This window comes from Candidatus Cloacimonadota bacterium (assembly GCA_028706475.1).
In the GTDB taxonomy this organism is placed as follows: domain Bacteria; phylum Cloacimonadota; class Cloacimonadia; order Cloacimonadales; family Cloacimonadaceae; genus UBA5456.
This window is the reverse complement of sequence record JAQWBI010000043.1, coordinates 1-14446: the sequence shown is the minus strand read 5'-3', so window position 1 is coordinate 14446 and position 14446 is coordinate 1. Positions and strand designations below refer to the sequence as shown.

The following is a 14446-nucleotide window of genomic DNA, read 5'->3' as shown; positions in this document are numbered from 1 at the left end:
CTGATCGCCAGTCTAAATATCTCCCATATTTGTCAAGAAAAGCTCGCTTGGAACCATCTCGACCTGCTTTTCTCTAAGAACACAAGGAAAGTAGCATAATGAAGTGGGAGGTATTGAACAGTCTCATCGAGGCTGACGGTTGAGCAGCAGCAGAAAGTTCTTGACGTAAAGGCAGTAGCTTAAACAATGAAATCTCCATATAGATGCGCTTAAATAAACGAAACGGAGTATAAAAATGAGCTACATTCCCACTATGTTGGACGCTGACCTGAAGGGCAAGGTTGTTCTTGTTCGGATGGATCACAATGTGGTTAAAAAGGGCAAAATCAAAGATCCGATGCGGATCGATGCCACCATTCCTACTTTACTTCATATCTTTAAAAACGGTGCAATGCCGATCTTGATGAGTCATGTAGGTCGTCCTTATGACAAACAGACTAAGAAGATCACGATTTCAGAACTGGAAAGCGTAGAGCCGATAGTGGATTACATTTGCAACAAGCTTCAGCTAAAGGCTGTGATTCCCGATATGCCTGCGGCGGATGCTTTTGGCATCAGCGATTGCAGCCCTCTGGGCGATGCTGTAGCCAAGCTGAAAAGTGGTGACTGTGATTTTGTGTATTTGCCCAATACACGCTGGTTCAAGGGTGAAGAAGCCAAGGATGATAGTGCGGATGTATTTGCCAAAGCGCTGGCAAGCTATGCGGATCTGTATATTAACGATGCTTTTGGCAGTTGGCAGGCGCATGCCAGCACATATCACATATGTAAATACTTGCCCTCCTATGCCGGGCTTCTGATGCAAAAAGAGATCGGGAATCTGCATAAGGTGTTCGAGCCCCGACGTCCGCTGGTTTCCATAGTGGCAGGAAGCAAGTTTGATACCAAGATTGGACCGCTATCTTCATTGATCCGCAATTCTGATCACCTGATCTTGGGAGGAGTGATCTACAACGCATATTTGGCAGCCAAATACGGGCTCAATATATCCGGATTAAGTGAAGAGGATGTGACCGCTGCGCGCAAGTTTATCGAAGACAGCGGCGATGATGCCGCCAAGATCGTCGAACTGCCCTATGTGGTTTTGTGTCAAAGCATTGAAGAGCGCAGTGAAGATAACTGGGATATATACAGAATAGACGATCTGAAAGGATGGGACCAGACGGAGCCCATCGGATACATTCTGGATGCAGCGCCTGAGTCCTTTGAAGAGGAATATCTGAGCAAGATATTCAAGGCAGCGGGTACGATATTTGTGAATGCGGTGATGGGTTATACAGCGCTTTTCCCGGAAGGCAGCATGGCCATGTATCGGCTGATCGATGCCAATCTTACGGCACAAAAGCTTTTTGGCGGTGGAGATACTATTCAGGATTTTGGCACATATCTGCCCGGTATCTTTGCCAAGGCTCAGAATAATCCTCTATACTACTTTTTCACCGGAGGCGGAGCGATTCTTTCGGCTATCGAGAGCGGGTCTGCTGAGGGCATGAAACCTGTGCAAGCATTAATAAAAGAATAATACGAGGAGTTCTGCTAGTGGATACTAAAGTGAACTTACACAAGGACTTTCCGCTACCTACCTGGGAAGAGTGGAAGAAAGTGGTGGTGGATTCTCTAAAGGGTGTGGATTACGATAAGGCATTGAAAACCCGCACTTACGAGGGCATCACTCTGGAACCAATATATCGGCGGGAAGACATCAAAGACATCAGCTTTATCAAGACCGAACCGGGTAAAGCCCCTTATGTGAGAGGGAATGATCCCCAGAAATTCATCGATGAAGGCTGGAAGATAGCTCAGGCTCAGACCAATCCTGATCTAAAAGCCCTGAACGCAAATCTGAAGGAAGAATTGATGCGCGGATTGGCTATGGTCAATCTGAAGCTCAAACACGTGGATTATCCCGCTGGTATCAAGCTCAAAAGCGTGAAAGACCTGCATATAGCCCTGGATGGCATCGATTTGAAGGCTGCTCCGCTCTTTATCCAGATGGATAGCGATGATGAGGATATCTTTGCGCTCTTGCTGGACTATCTGGAAAAGCAAAAGCTGAGCGCTAGAGATTTGGAAGGCTTCATTGGCTATGATGTAACGGGAGAATTTGCCCGAAAGGGTTACTTTGACATGAGCTTGGAAGAGGTGTGGCAAAAGATCATGGATGTGGTGATCCAAAGGGCAAACCGGGCTCCGAAGATGCGCGCGTTCATCATTGATGGATGTGTGTATGAGCATGCCGGAGCATCCTCTACTATGGAACTGGCCTTTGTTTTGAGCACTGCCATCGGTTACATCCAGGGTTTATTACAAACAGGGATGGATATCAATACCATCGCTCCGCTGTTTGCGGTAAAGCTGTCTCTGGGTTCCAATTTTTTTATGGAGATAGCCAAGATTCGCTCATTCCGGCTGCTCTGGGCAGAGATGATCAAGGCGTTTGGCGGTAATGAAGAATCACAGAAGATTTGGATTCATGGTAAAACTGCCGCATTCAATAAATCCACTTATGACCTCTATGTAAACATGCTGCGTACAACTACCGAGAGCTTTAGCGGAGTAATCGGCGGAGTGGACAGCCTGGAAACGGATCCCTTTGACGCAGTGGTGAAGGACGACAACGCTTTTTCTCGAAGGATAGCGCGCAATCAACAGCTTATCCTGGCAGAGGAATCGCACTTCACAAAAGTGGTGGATCCGGCAGGGGGATGCTATTACATAGAAAGCCTTACGGCACAATTGGCGGAAGCTGCCTGGAAAATTATGCAGGAGATCGAGAAAGATGGCGGGATGATCCGCTCTCTGCGCACTGGCAAGATTCACGACATGATCGCCAAGATCGCTCAAACCCGCATAGAAGCGGTTCATAAACGCCGTGATGTGTTTGTGGGCGTAAATATGTATGCCAATCCCACGGATGAAGCTTTGAGTGAAATCTCAATTCCCGAAGTGGACATCCAAAGCAAGCCGGTATGGCTGGAAAAGGGAGCTTTGCCACGCTTACGGGCTGTGCAACAGGTGGAAGAACTTCGGGCGCAAATATCCACAAAAGCGCCCAAAATAATGCTCCTGAACATCGGTTCGGTTGCAGAGTACAAAGCCCGGGCAGATTTCAGCAGCGGATTCTTCCAGATGGCAGGTTATGATGTATTGGGGGATATGGCATTCAATACAGTTCCGGAAGCGATCATAGCAGCGAAAGACAGCCATGCCGATGCCTTCTGCATCTGTTCTACGGATGCCAAGTACGAGGAGATCGTAGCGCCGCTCTGCAAAGAACTGAAACCCTCAATCCTGATTTTGGCAGGTTATCCCGCGGATAAGGTGGAAGAATATAAAGAACACGGTATAGACCTGTTTATCCATATTCGCGCCAATGCTTACGATACGCTGAAAGACCTGGCCCGCAAACTGGAGGTGATCTGATGAAACCTGATTTCACGAGCTTGAATCCAAACTTTAAAGAACTTGGAGCGAACAACGATTCCAGAATTGATCTAAAGAAAGACTGGCATACCAATGAACAGATTATCGTGAAGCCCTTGTATAGAGCGGAAGACCTCGACAAGGTGGAGCATCTGGATTATCTGAGCGGTTTAGCGCCCTATTTACGCGGACCATATCCAAGCATGTATGTGCAGCGTCCCTGGACTATCCGCCAATATGCAGGCTTTTCCACAGCGGAAGAATCCAATGCCTTCTACCGCCGCAATCTGGCGATGGGGCAAAAGGGTCTGTCGATAGCCTTTGATCTGGCTACACACCGTGGTTATGACTCCGATCATCCCCGAGTAATAGTAGATGTGGGCAAGGCAGGTGTGGCGGTGGACAGCATCCTGGATATGAAGATTCTCTTCGACAAGATTCCGCTGGATCAGATGAGCGTATCGATGACCATGAACGGAGCTGTGATTCCAATAATGGCCTTCTACATCGTAGCTGCGGAAGAACAGGGAGTGAAGCCGGAACAACTGAATGGCACCATCCAAAATGACATTCTGAAAGAGTATATGGTGCGAAATACCTACATCTATCCTCCGGAAGCCTCCATGCGCCTCATCGCGGATATCTTTAGCTATACTTCCCGCAAGATGCCCAAATTCAACAGCATCAGCATCTCCGGATATCATATGCACGAAGCCGGCGCTACCGCCGATCTGGAAATGGCATATACTTTGGCGGATGGCTTGGAGTATGCCCGCACCGGAATAGCTGCGGGGATTGATATCGACGTTTTTGCGCCGCGCCTATCCTTCTTCTGGGCAGAAGGCATGAATTACTTTATGGAGATTGCCAAACTGCGTAGTGCGCGGATGCTGTGGGCAAAGATCATCAAAGGATTCAATCCCAAGAATCCGAAGTCCATGGCTCTTAGAACCCACTCGCAAACTTCGGGCTGGAGCCTCACCGAACAGGATCCCTTCAACAATGTTGCCCGCACCTGTGTTGAAGCGCTGGCAGCTACAATGGGACACACCCAAAGCCTGCATACCAATTCGCTGGACGAAGCCATCGCATTGCCAACGGATTTCTCTGCTCGTATTGCACGCAATACCCAACTCTATCTGCAGCACGAGACCGGAATATGCAAGGTGATCGATCCCTGGGCAGGTTCCTACTATGTGGAATCCCTTACTCATGACCTGATGCATCGTGCCTGGGATCACATCATGGAAGTGGAAAGCCTGGGTGGAATGGCCAAAGCCATACATACTGGATTGCCCAAGATGCGCATCGAAGAAGCTTCAGCGCGCCGGCAGGCAAAGATCGACAGCAAGGCCGATACCATCGTGGGAGTAAATAAATACCGCTTGGATAAGGAAGATCCTATCGAGACATTGGAAGTGGACAATTCAGCAGTTCGCAGCGCGCAATTGGCACGTTTGAAATTGCTGCGCAAAAATCGTGATGAGACCAAGGTTCAGCAATGCCTGGCCGCCATCACCAAAGCCGCTGGAGATAAGAATCAGAACCTTTTGGAATTGGCAATCGATGCGGCTCGCGCTAGAGCCTCTTTGGGAGAAATTTCCGATGCCATGGAAAAGGTCTTTGGCCGCCATCAAGCTGAAATCAAACTGATCAGTAACGTATATAGCAGGGAGTACGCAAATATGGATGAAATCGAGAAAGTAAGAGCCCTCACCGATCAATTTGCCGAACAAGAAGGCCGCAGACCACGCATCCTGATAGCCAAGATGGGGCAGGATGGGCACGATCGCGGAGCGAAGGTTGTGGCAACAGCTTATGCTGATATGGGTTTCGACGTGGATATGGGACCGCTGTTCCAAACTCCGGAAGAGACCGCGCGTCAGGCAGTGGAAAACGATGTGCACATCATTGGTATGAGTTCATTGGCAGCAGGTCACAAGACGCTGCTACCGCAATTGATGGAAGAGCTGAAGAAACTGCAGCGGGAAGATATTATGGTGATAGTGGGTGGTGTGATACCTCAAGCGGATTATGACTATCTGTATCAACATGGTGCTGCAGCGATCTTTGGCCCGGGCACTCATCTGCCCACAGCCGCTACTAAGATGATGGAAAAACTGATGGAAAGCAATGGATAAACGCAAACCGGAATGGACTCCCAATGGAGCCGGAGAGGCTTTTGCCAGCTCCGTGGTGTTCAAAAGGGAGTCCACAGCTCAACCCGGAAAAGCACATGCGCGCAAAATCTGGGATCTGGATGCTTTGGAAGCCGGAGTCAAAGCCGACAATCGCACCATCCTTTCCCGCGCGATCACCCTGGTAGAGAGTAATTCTCCAAAGCATTTCGAGGTAGCGCAGGAGCTTCTGAAGAGGCTCCTGCCTGTTTCAGGAAAGTCCATTCGCATCGGCATCACCGGAGTACCCGGAGTGGGCAAAAGCAGCTTCATCGAGCGCTTTGGTATGTATCTGATCGAGCAGGGCAAGAAAGTGGCTGTACTGGCGATTGATCCTTCCTCCAGCCTCTCCAAAGGAAGCATATTAGGCGATAAAACCAGGATGGAAGAGCTCTCCCGCCATCCTTCCAGCTTTATTCGTCCTTCTCCTTCTTCGGGAATATTGGGCGGAGTAGCACGGAAAACTAGAGAGAGTATAGTGATCTGCGAAGCTGCAGGTTTTGATGTAATTCTCATCGAAACGGTGGGCGTGGGGCAGAGCGAGATCACTGTGCGGTCAATGGTAGATTTCTTCCTTCTGATGCAGATCACCGGAGCCGGAGACGAACTGCAGGGCATTAAAAAGGGAATCATGGAGCTTGCGGATCTGATCGTGGTAAACAAGGCTGATGGCGACAATCTGCCTCGGGCAAAAGTGGCAGAGCGGGAATTCAACAACGCTTTACACTACATCCGCAATGCTACCAAAGGCTGGCAAACCAAAGCCCAAATCTGCTCTGCCCGTACCGGAGCCGGCATTGATGCGATTTGGCGTACTATTACCGAATTCTGTGAAAAGACCGGAGATTCAGGGGTCTTTGAGCAACGGCGTCTTTCCCAAACTGCTGCATGGTTTGAAGACCTTATTTCGGAAGCTGTCTTAAGCCGCTTTTTCCAATCTCCCCAGATCAAAGTGAAGCTACCGGAACTGCGGGAACAGGTAGCCAAAGGGAAGATTCCAGTTGCTTATGCTGTGTCTATCTTGTTTGATGATTAAGAGTTATCAAACAGCGTAGATTATTTTCCACAGTAGAGTCAGTTTTACTCAAGATTATAGTTGCACCAAAGCTTCATCTATCCATATTGTCTTCTAGCGGGAGAGTACTCCCTTTTAGGTTTTTAATTGGGATTGGATAGAACGGTCTGCAAACCGGTCGAATTACATATCAATTATCCGTGATTACCAAAGAAAGGAACCAGAAGATGGATGTTCAGAAGCGAATCTTGGTGATGCTTATTCTATTTGGGCTGATGTTTTCATGCAAGACTCAGAAATCAGATAGCAGAGATGAACTGACATATCCTAAAGCTGCGTCCGATAGTACATCTCTATTTCCAATTCGGTTTCGTCCCAAATGGCAGACTCAAGCGCAGTTTGCCGGTGTATATATGGCAATACACAAGGGACTTTATGCTCAACATGGTTTGGATGTGCAGCTTCAGAGTGTTCTACTCACGGAACCAGCGGTTGATGCACTGTTACAAGGACACGGGGACATTGTTCACGTAGATCTGTTGAATGCTCTGGATCTGTGTAGGGAGCAAACCAAGATTGTAAACATCGCCCAGATCAATCAGAAAAACTCCGTTTACCTTGTGGGCAAAAAATCCAATGGGATCAATTCCCTTGAGGATTTCAGGGGTAAGCGTTTGGGATTATGGCGCAGCGGATCAAACATGGCCACACGCTTGTTTTTGGCGCAGAAGGGTATTCCCATGGAGATCATCAACATCGATTGGTCGATCAATCTTTTTGCTCAGAACGCCGTGGATGTGATCAACGCTATGGATTATAATGAGTTCCATCAGATTCTTCAAGCCGGTATCGATTCAGAATATCTCTTTATAGCAAAGCAGCAAGAGCTGGGGCTCACAGTTCCCGATGAAGGGTTCTATGTAAGACCGGAGTTCTACAAAGCTCACCCCAATGAATGTAGAGCCTTTGTGAAAGCGACGCTTGACGGTTGGCTCTACGCTTTCAGCCATGAACAAGAAACTCTGGATTTGGTGCTGAAGATGATGAAGGAAGACAACCTCCGGGCAAACCGGGCGCATCAACAGTGGATGTTGAACCATATGAAAGATGCGATAATGCCAAGCATCGCAGAGATGGGAATCTTGAAACGGAAGAATTACGAAGAAGCAATGGATTTGATGATCAAATACATGGGATTTCCCCGTCGCATTCCCTATGAGGAGTTTTATCCGGATGCTGAGTAAGAAAGAAGACAGAACATTAGCTTACCAACTGATATCCTTCGTATTTGCTTTCATGTTGATCATCTTTCTGGCGTCTATACTGGTTACCAGAGCCTTTTATAACCGGGTAATCATGGATAATCAACTGGATAACATGCGGCATTTAGCTCATGAACGTATCCACTTGATCGACAGTATTTTGTTCCGGGTAGAGAGTTTTGCCACAATGAGTCGCACAGCGATCCTGAATTATGGGCTTAGTGAAGAACAACACTTCGCATTCCTGAGTGAAACTCTTATGGAGAACCCTCAAGTACATTCCATCTGCCTGGCAGACCGCGTTTACGAGGGGAAAGAACCCCGGATTCTATATACCATGCGTCATCGCTTTTACTCCAGAGTGATACGGGGGACGGAATACCGCTACCAGGATTGGTTCCAGATTCCGCAAATGACGCAGAAGCCATATTGGACGGAGCCTTGGGTCGATACCGAAGGTAAAGGGGAGATGATCATCTCTTATTGCCTTCCCATCTTTGAAAAGGGTGTAAATACCGGTTTGATTCGCTTTGACATCGAACTGGGCTATCTGCAAGAAATCATCTCCGGATCCGGCTATTTCAAGATTGGTTCCAGCTTTTTAGTATCCACCACCGGTACTCTGGTAGCGCATTCAAATACTGAATTGATCATGAATCAAAGCCTCTTTAGCATTGCTGAGGAGTACCAATCTCCCGTACTTGCTGATCTTGGTAAAGCAATGGTATCCGGTAAACAGGGACATATCAAGATCAATGGCAAATCTCCTTTCGGAGGTACCTGGGTATATTATCAACCCCTTCAGAGCAATCACTGGTCTGTGGGAGTAGCGGTAGAGGAAGATGTCCTGATGCGTGAGGTGGATACAATTCTGATGATCCAGACGATTGCATCCATCCTGATCTTTCTGAGTGTAGCCATCATCATTTATGCTCGGACATTGAATGTGTCGCGTCCTTTGAAACGTTTGGCCATCGCTGCTGATAGGATTGGAGCGGGGGATTTTGATGCACAGATCCCAGTTTCAAACAATTCCTTTGAGATATCCACACTAGCTCAGTCTTTTGCGGCCATGCAGAGCTCTCTAAAGGACTACATCAGAAACTTGAGGATTACTACGGACGAGAAGAATCAAATCCGCGGTGATGTGATTTACGCCAGCGAGATTCAAAACAAACTGATCCCAACCAATACCACTCATCCTTTTGGTATCAAGGAATTGCGTGCTTATGGCATTCTGGAACCGGCTGGAGATATCGGTGGCGACTTGTACGACTATTTTATGATTGACGACGAGCACTTCTGTTTTGTGATTGCCGATGTGCTGGGCAAGGGCATAGTCGCTGCGATGGCAATGACGATGGTCTCCACTTTATTACCTTCGATAGCGCCTTATTATAAAACCAGCAATGAACTTCTGGGAAAACTAAATAACTTTCTGTGCCGAAACAACATCGAGACCAATTTCGTTACAGCACTATTAGGTATTATCGATCTGAAGACCGGGCGAATGCAGTATTCAAATTGCGGGCATCTACCCTTGTTTATCCGTAAAATGGACCGCAGTTACACTCGTTATCCCGACACTCATAGCACTGCTCTGGGCGTATTTGAGGATATGCCAATCGACTATGACGAGATTGATCTGATTATCGGGGATGAACTGATTCTCTTTACCGATGGCATCACCGAGGCCATGAATACCAAAGATGAATTCCTGGGTATATCCGGTTTCGAAGAAATCCTCCGCAAACTGCCTCCACCAAATCCTGAAACTACAGCAAAGGGTATTTTATCCGAAGTTCACAAATATGCCCGGGGCGCCACTCACAAGGACGACATCACGATACTGGTGATAGATTACAAACATCCCACGATATCATGATCATGTTGCCCGATGATTTGTATGCACTATCTCAGTAGGTAAATACTACTCCTGATAGCGGGAATATCCATTCATCATCTTTGGTTTTTAAGGTGATGTGCCGCTTATCGCAGCTAATGGGGGGATTCTTCTGTTGACCGGAGAAGATACTGACCGGTTCTACATGTTCCAGGGACTCAGGATAGCTTAGGGAGATTTCCACTCCCCGTGTGAGCTCCGAAATGAACACTGAAAGCTGGTGGGATGATTTGGGATACAGTGTGCTGGTATTGATCTCAAATTCCACTTCTTTCCCGCGTAATTGCTCCAGTGAAGGATGAGAACAGCGTATCTCCAAAGCTCCTGGACTGTGTTTTAGAGTACTGGAAAGGCTTATTCCATTTACCTTTACGGCATTTACCCGGAAGGTTTCGGTACTTAGACTCAGTGAAGAATCCAACAACCAGCGGTATTCTACGTCCTTCCGCATAAAATAACCACGCAAAAGCTCGTCTGAAGCAGCACAAGCTACTATGAAGTAATCACTTTCCAATACCTTATGGTAGCTTAGGCGCGTATCTGCCTTAAAATAAGCATCATTATCACTATCCGAGAGACGGATTTCATGGATGAAGGCACGGCGATAATGCACATCGCGATCTTTGTTGAAAAAGAAGGTTCGCAGAATCTCGCGATAAATCAACTCTCCTATCTCATCGCTTTCCAAGCGCTTTGCCAAGGCAGAACTGATGATCTGATTGAGTTTACTGTCGCCAAAGTCTGAGGCGATAAAATCCCTGCGTGCCATGGGAGCACTATGCAGAATGTGATCTTTGCTCTTATAAAACCTTCGTGCCCGGCGTCCTACCTGACATAGCAGTTCGTAGGCAGAGCCGCCGTAAAGCGCTGCCAGGTTCTCTGCCCGTAATTCGGAACGATCATTTCCCAAGAGCACTACTTCATCTCCACACCGGGCTTTGGGGGCAGCACTGAGATCGATGGTGATCATATCCATGGATATCCTGCCGATTACTGGGCAGATACAGCCTGCCACCAGTACTTTCCCCTGATTTGAAAGCAGAAAGTCGTATCCGTCTGCATAACCGATGGGGATGATGCCATAACAACCATCCTTGGTAGCGATCCACTCGCGCTGATAACCTACGCTTTCCCCGGCTTTGATCTCTTTTATCTGGCTGAGTGTGGATTTAAAAGTCATCACCGGAGATAGTCTTTCGTCCAGACCACCGATGCTGTCTATCCCAAAGCCGGATATACCGATACGCACCAGATTGCAGAAATCTGCCCGTTCCCTTAACAGCGCAGCACTGTTTGAAATGTGGATATAGCGAGGTTTTTGGGGTAATTGATCTACAATATCCCTAAACATATTTTCTTGTCTGCAGGTGAACTCAGGATCGTTTTCTGCAGAACTGAAGTGACTGAATATGCCCTCAATTTCCACAGCTGGTAGTGCATAGATTTTTTTTATAAATGCTGGTGCTTCTTCGATTCTGCAGCCACTGCGATGCATGCCGGTATCGACCTTGATGTGGATTTTCACAGTTTCTTCAGCTTTCAGGGCAGCTTGAGATAGCTTGCTGGCAAACTCCATATCACTTATTGCGGGTACCAAGTTATACTTTACAATCTCATCAATTTCATGCGCCAGACTGGGTGAGAGGATCATGATCGGGGCATCAATACCCTGAATTCTCAAGAGCTTCCCTTCTTCCAGATTTGCTACTCCCAGATACACGGCACCTTCTGCCATGGCTGCTTCAGAGATTTCTTTGGCACCGTGCCCGTAGGCATCTGCTTTCACTATCTGCAGGAAATCCTGATGCGACTTGATGTGGCTTTTCAGCAATTGCAGGTTCTTTCTAAAGGCTGCCAGGTCGATCTCGACCCAGCTACGTTCGGAGATATGTTGTTTCATCAGAAGTACTTGGCTGCCAGATCAGCCAGAGCCGAGCGCTCGCCTTTCTCCAGTGTCATGTGACCTACCATCGCCTCTCCCTTCAGTTTCTCCACTGCCACGGAGAGGCCGTTGCTTACAGCATCCAGATAAGGGATATCGATCTGATAGGGGTCGCCTGTAAGCACCACTTTGGTGTTTTTGCCGGCGCGGGTAATGATGGTCTTCATCTCGTGAGGGCTCAGGTTTTGCGCTTCATCGATGATGATAAACTGATCCGGTAAGCTGCGTCCACGGATGTAGGTAAGCGGTTCCAGCTCCAGAAATCCGTAATCCATATAGTCTTCTATGGTGGCTTTCTTCTTGTTTTTGGGAGAGTCTCCTTTCTCTTCGTGCAAGGAAAGCAGAATGTCCATGTTATCATAAATCGGTTGCATCCAGGGATTGAATTTCTCCGCTTTGTTACCGGGCAGATATCCCAAGTCTTTACCCAATGGAGAAATAGGACGGGATATAACCAGCCGGGTGTAGCGCTCTTCATCCACCACTTTGGCGAGCCCGGCTGCTATTGCCAGAAGAGTCTTTCCTGTGCCTGCTTTACCAGAGAGGCTCACCAGTTTGATGTCGTCATCCAACAGCAGATCCAGGGCCATCTCCTGCTCAAAATTCAGCGCTGTGATGCCAAAGACATCCTGGCCGGTGTAGTGACTAAGCTTGTACAGCTTATTGTGTTCTGCGTTAAATCGCAGGTTTTGAATATCCTCACTATGCCCCTCGGAAGTGATTCGTACAAATTGATTGGGATAGAGGTTCTCGAAGGGATTGTTTATATAAGCGCTGCTTTTTAGCTTGTCAACCAGGTCAGCGGATAGTTCTTCATGTGTCCAACCGGTATAGAATTCATCGAAATTGATCGTGTCATTCTCGAAGTTCTCGGCGTGAATGCCCACAGTATCTGCTTTGATACGGACATTCACATCTTTGGACACCAGGATCACCTGGGAATTTGGATACTTCTGCTTGAAATACAACGCTGTCCCAATGATCAGGTTATCGTTTCTATCCATAAAGAAAAGCTTAGCAGCGGTATCTGTAACTTCTCTGTTTACCGTTACTTGTATTACTCCGCCCTGATCCGTGGGTACTCCTTCCTGCAGTTTCCCCAGTTTCCTGAGGTCGTCCAAGTATCTACCAATTTGCCGTGCATTACGGCTTTTTTCATCCAAACCCTTCTTAAACTGGTCGATTTCTTCGATGACTACGATGGGAATAACCACGCGATTATCTTCAAAGGCAAACAACGCACGAGGATTATGGATCAATACATTGGTATCCAGCACAAATATCTTCTTTTCCATTTTGTCTCCGTTTTATATTCCATTTGTTTTTTCATAGATGTGGTCGATGAGCGCCATATGTTCGGGAAAATCTGTTACTAGCTTCTGTCGGTCTGCCAGATCAAAATCCGCATAACTGAAAGACGGCCACAGTGTACATCCACAAAGGCTATATGAATCATCTTCGGCTACTTCAGCGCAGAACCAAGTATTGCGGGGGATGATGATTTGAGGAAGTTGTTCAGCTTCCAGATTGATCCCCAAAATGCGGGTGATGAGCCCCTGATTCATATCCAGCATATATAGCTTCAGTGGGCTGCCATCATAGAAATGCCACATCTCGTCACAAGTAATACGATGCCAAGTACTTACTTCCTCAGATGGAAGCAGGTATATGATGGAAGAACCTACGCTGCGAACGTTATGGATCTTCTTTGAGGAGGCGTCCAGGGTCTCTGCCCGCATATCGGATTGCCAGTTTCTGCGATAATATCCACCTTCGGGATGGGGCAGCAGGTTTAGCAGTTGGATAATCTGGTGAAAGTTCCTCATGAAGTCTCCTTTGCATTCATAAAACAAGTAAAAGAGATACAGCGTTGGACGTCAATCTTTTTATTTGATTCCAGGTTGATCTGCAAAGGATCCAAGGATGGGAGGAACAAAGATGAGTAGTTGCATATGAAAACAAAAATGGTGCTGAAGGGGGGACTCGAACCCCCATGAGCGTATTGCTCACTAGTCCCTGAAACTAGCGTGTATACCAATTTCACCACTTCAGCACATGCTGTGTTGTCAATCTGTGAAAGCCCTGTTTTATGTCAAGACAAAATATCACTGAAACAGTAATCATGGTTTGGAGACTGTTCAATACCTCCCACTTCATTATGCTACTTTCCTTGTGTTCTTAGAGAAAAGCAGGTCGAGATGGTTCCAAGCGAGCTTTTCTTGACAGATTTGGGAGATATTTAGACTGGCGATCAGCGATTCATCATGAAGGATGAACCTTCCGTTATCGATCAGTTCTTTCAGCCAGAGGGAGTTGGCCAGATTAACGGCGGTTTCGTATGATTTGAGGCCATATCTACCTGACATGACCTTCTTAATCTTACGATTGAATCTTTCGGACACATTGGACGTAAGACTTTTAGAGAGGTTTGGCCAGTGTTTGATGACATTGCTGAAGACGTAGTCGGCAGCGGGTTTGGGAAGAATAGTTGTGAGTTGTGTCAGACCTTTCTTTCTCCCGCTGACCGTCTTTCTCCCAAACACCTTGACTACTTTCTTTTTCAACCATTTATCCTGAGCTTCCGTCAGAGAGCACTTATACAGGATTTATATTGACATGCCATAAATACTGATTATCTTGTCCCATATCATAACATACAAGGAGTGAGAAATGGGACGACAGAAGCACAGCATTGATGCTAGTACTTTGGCGGCTATTGAGCAA

At 47.2% G+C, this 14446-nt stretch carries 10 protein-coding genes and 1 tRNA gene; 6 read left to right on the top strand and 5 right to left on the bottom strand.

Annotation, left to right across the window (positions count from 1 at the left end):
- Positions 1-235 precede the first annotated feature (235 nt).
- The 6 genes from PHF32_07430 to PHF32_07405 all read left to right on the top strand — a co-directional run bounded on the left by PHF32_07430 (position 236) and on the right by PHF32_07405 (position 9762).
- Complete coding sequence (locus PHF32_07430; GenBank protein MDD4560548.1) at positions 236-1522, top strand: phosphoglycerate kinase; 1287 nt, start codon at positions 236-238, stop codon at positions 1520-1522.
- Positions 1523-1539: 17 nt separating this feature from the next.
- On the top strand, positions 1540-3423 hold the full coding sequence (locus tag PHF32_07425) for a methylmalonyl-CoA mutase family protein (GenBank protein MDD4560547.1): 1884 nt from the start codon (positions 1540-1542) through the stop codon (positions 3421-3423).
- Entirely contained in the window at positions 3423-5564 is a 2142-nt protein-coding gene (gene scpA / locus PHF32_07420) for a methylmalonyl-CoA mutase (protein MDD4560546.1), read from the top strand. The genes PHF32_07425 and scpA overlap by 1 nt, the downstream gene beginning before the upstream one ends.
- Positions 5557-6636, top strand: coding sequence for a methylmalonyl Co-A mutase-associated GTPase MeaB (gene meaB / locus PHF32_07415; GenBank protein MDD4560545.1), 1080 nt, complete (start codon positions 5557-5559; stop codon positions 6634-6636). Before scpA ends, meaB begins: the two co-directional genes overlap by 8 nt.
- 206 nt (positions 6637-6842) lie before the next feature.
- A complete protein-coding gene (locus PHF32_07410; protein MDD4560544.1) occupies positions 6843-7859 on the top strand; it encodes an ABC transporter substrate-binding protein in 1017 nt (338 codons plus the stop codon).
- The gene (locus PHF32_07405) at positions 7849-9762 is read left to right on the top strand and encodes a SpoIIE family protein phosphatase (GenBank protein ID MDD4560543.1); all 1914 of its coding nucleotides are present in this window, start codon (positions 7849-7851) and stop codon (positions 9760-9762) included. Before PHF32_07410 ends, PHF32_07405 begins: the two co-directional genes overlap by 11 nt.
- Before the next feature lie 31 nt (positions 9763-9793).
- Here PHF32_07405 and alr read toward each other — a convergent pair whose 3' ends face one another.
- From alr to PHF32_07380, 5 genes are all read right to left on the bottom strand, one after another.
- Positions 9794-11680, bottom strand: a complete 1887-nt coding sequence (gene alr / locus PHF32_07400) for an alanine racemase (protein ID MDD4560542.1) — start codon at positions 11678-11680, stop codon at positions 9794-9796.
- On the bottom strand, positions 11680-13017 hold the full coding sequence (locus tag PHF32_07395; protein ID MDD4560541.1) for a PhoH family protein: 1338 nt from the start codon (positions 13015-13017) through the stop codon (positions 11680-11682). The genes alr and PHF32_07395 overlap by 1 nt, the downstream gene beginning before the upstream one ends.
- A gap of 12 nt (positions 13018-13029) precedes the next feature.
- Positions 13030-13548, bottom strand: a complete 519-nt coding sequence (locus PHF32_07390) for a cupin domain-containing protein (protein MDD4560540.1) — start codon at positions 13546-13548, stop codon at positions 13030-13032.
- Positions 13549-13687: 139 nt separating this feature from the next.
- Positions 13688-13775, bottom strand: a tRNA-Leu gene (locus tag PHF32_07385).
- Positions 13776-13878: 103 nt separating this feature from the next.
- Positions 13879-14286: a hypothetical protein gene (locus PHF32_07380; GenBank protein MDD4560539.1), complete on the bottom strand. Its 408-nt coding sequence runs from the start codon at positions 14284-14286 to the stop codon at positions 13879-13881.
- Between the last annotated feature and the right edge of the window lie 160 nt (positions 14287-14446).

Excerpts from the sequence above, each read along its gene's own strand:
- PHF32_07430 (MDD4560548.1), top strand. The coding sequence starts at position 236 with ATGAGCTACATTCCCACTATGTTGGACGCTGACCTGAAGGGCAAGGTT.
- scpA (MDD4560546.1), top strand. The coding sequence starts at position 3,423 with ATGAAACCTGATTTCACGAGCTTGAATCCAAACTTTAAAGAACTTGGA.
- meaB (MDD4560545.1), top strand. The coding sequence starts at position 5,557 with ATGGATAAACGCAAACCGGAATGGACTCCCAATGGAGCCGGAGAGGCT.
- PHF32_07410 (MDD4560544.1), top strand. The coding sequence starts at position 6,843 with ATGGATGTTCAGAAGCGAATCTTGGTGATGCTTATTCTATTTGGGCTG.
- PHF32_07405 (MDD4560543.1), top strand. The coding sequence starts at position 7,849 with ATGCTGAGTAAGAAAGAAGACAGAACATTAGCTTACCAACTGATATCC.
- alr (MDD4560542.1), bottom strand. The coding sequence starts at position 11,680 with ATGAAACAACATATCTCCGAACGTAGCTGGGTCGAGATCGACCTGGCA.
- PHF32_07395 (MDD4560541.1), bottom strand. The coding sequence starts at position 13,017 with ATGGAAAAGAAGATATTTGTGCTGGATACCAATGTATTGATCCATAAT.
- PHF32_07390 (MDD4560540.1), bottom strand. The coding sequence starts at position 13,548 with ATGAGGAACTTTCACCAGATTATCCAACTGCTAAACCTGCTGCCCCAT.